1 protein-coding gene is annotated in these 2,292 nt (G+C 59.3%); it reads left to right on the top strand.

The genetic code is table 11. The features are described 5' to 3' along the window. Positions 1–289 precede the first annotated feature (289 nt). The gene (locus tag AC1DY5_RS51990; protein WP_478122075.1) at positions 290–1,948 is read left to right on the top strand and encodes a sulfatase-like hydrolase/transferase; all 1,659 of its coding nucleotides are present in this window, start codon (positions 290–292) and stop codon (positions 1,946–1,948) included. Positions 1,949–2,292 lie beyond the last annotated feature (344 nt).

The raw sequence follows: 2,292 nt of genomic DNA, 5'->3' as shown, positions 1-2,292 counted from the left end.
CCAGTTCGCGGCGGCCACCCGAATACCCGCTCATGACCGCTGACGTCACCCGCGGGCATCGGCTCGCGATACACAATGATTCCCGCACTCGAAGGCATCTCGGAATTCTTGATCGTTCCCGTTCAGGTTCTCGGCACAACTATGCCTGCCTTGCTCCTAGGTGTGCGAGGTCGAGTTCGACAGACATCTTCTCAGGCTGGCCAGCCCCTGCCGGCGGCAATGTCTTCCACCGCGAGCAATCAGGTCGCCAGGGATCTTGGCCAGAATGCTGTTATCTGCGTAGAAGGTCATGGAGCAACATAGCCATCCACGGGAGGCGCATGTAGCATCTGCGTCAACGGCAAACAGACAGCACGGCGTCGTCAGTCTGATCGACTATGTTTGGGGCGCGATCCTGCTGATCCCAGCCCTGACCATCTTTTCATCCACGCACGTCTGGGATCTTGGCGCCGCCTACCCCCTTGCCGCAACCGCAGTGTTCTTTGGCTTACTTCGGGCGATCCTAGGGCTTCGAGTATTCCTAGTCCTCACATACGTCCCGGCGCTGTTCGGCGTTCTAGCCGTAGGAGCCGACCATCTACGCGATGTCAACCTTCTCGAGGCGGCCTTGATTCGGCCGGACCCACACGAAGCGTGGCCAGTAATTCAGCCTCATGCCCACTGGATAGCCCTGACCGCGGTCCTGCTCGCCGTGCCGATCTGGGTGTTGTTTCGCACTCCGTCAACCCGAACGGCGCGCGGGAAGTGGCCTTCGGCCACCCTTGCGGCAATCACTTTCGCCGCAGTCACATGCGGCGTCGTCTTTCATAACACCGTGCTGCGCGCGTGGCCGCTGAATGTGATTTCCGTTGCCGCGGCTTCTGCGATCGGCCGTGACGAATTCATCTCGACGGCGTTGCCCTATGCGCCCATTAACCCTCGTTCGGCGTCCGCGAGTTGGGGCGCCTCGCGATTGCCGGGACTTCACCCGCAGAACGAGACATACATCCTCATCATCGGGGAATCAGTGCGTGCCGACCGGCTCGGCGCATGCGGCGGCCAAAAACAGGTCGCCATCAGCCATCAAGACGCGATCATCTATTGCGATGTGACGTCCGGATCCAGCAGCACGCACACGTCGGTCCCTCTGCTCGTCTCGCGCGAAATGCCTGGCGGTGCATTTCGGGTCAGCAAGGACGCAACATTTATGAAGGCTTTCGAGGAAATTGGATTTCACACCTATTGGCTTGCCGTCCAGGAAAGAGGCATTGCGTGGCCTGACGCCAACACCGAAATGTTCGTAGCAACAAGGAAGACCGATCGAGAAAGCCTTCTGCCATCGCTCAGATGGGTGCTCGCGCAGAACGCGCCCAAGAAATTGATCGTGGTGCATGCCTACGGCGCACACTTTTCGTACTGCGATCGCTATGAGCCCGCAACAGCTGCTTTCCAGGCCGACTGCTCGAAGCTTTCTGAACTCCCAGATGATTCCACGCTGCCGGATTTCATCCGCGCCTACGACAACGCCGTAGCCGAATCCCTCCGATTCGTCGATGCTGTGATCTCGGAGGCAGCGCAGGCGGGCGGCTCGTCCTTCGTGATGTACACGGCTGACCATGGTGAGAACCTGCTTGACGACGGACGAAAACTTTTTCAACACGCGCTGAAAGATCCGACGCGCTGGGACACGACAGTCCCGGCCGTAATTTGGGCGAGCGATGAATGGCGCGCCAGCAACTCCGCGTCTTGGGAACGGCTCCGTGCCAACCATGAAGCCAAGGCGATGCATGCCGACCTTGTGCCCACCCTGCTCGGTTCAGCGGCCATTAGATATGTCGACGAGCGGCGAGTGGCTATCGATCTCGGAGCGATGTCACCAGTTGCCGATAGAACCCGGTGGGTAATGCGACGTCTCGGTGAGAAGATAAATGGCGACCAACTGCGCCAAGCACAGCCCGGGCGGCAATAGGCGTGGGGACCAGAAAATAACAAATCCTAGGCCGAAGCGGGGGCAAATTGCGAAATTTCGCAAATTCGAAAGTCCAGTGTCCTTATTGAAGCAAGCCTTCGCGCGTCGATTTCCGCGCACTTGACCCATCGTTGAACCTTAAGAGCATTCCAACCCCGCACGCGGGCCAGGCGTTGGCAGAGAAACCGACCTGCGCTACAAGGTGAGCGGCAGCGCCGATATGACCGACCCATCAATGGTGCGAGCTTTGGCGAGCCCGCTTAAGAGCATGGTCCGGGATTCGTCGGCGACAGTGGTGAGCGCAGCGATGCGCATCCCGTTCAAGAGATCGAGTCGAATTCGGC

This window comes from Variovorax sp. P4_D9 (genome assembly GCF_056401695.1).
This window is presented reverse-complemented; position numbering and strand designations above follow the sequence as displayed.

Coding starts and splice junctions, on each gene's coding strand:
- AC1DY5_RS51990 (WP_478122075.1), top strand. CDS start 290: ATGGAGCAACATAGCCATCCACGGGAGGCGCATGTAGCATCTGCGTCA.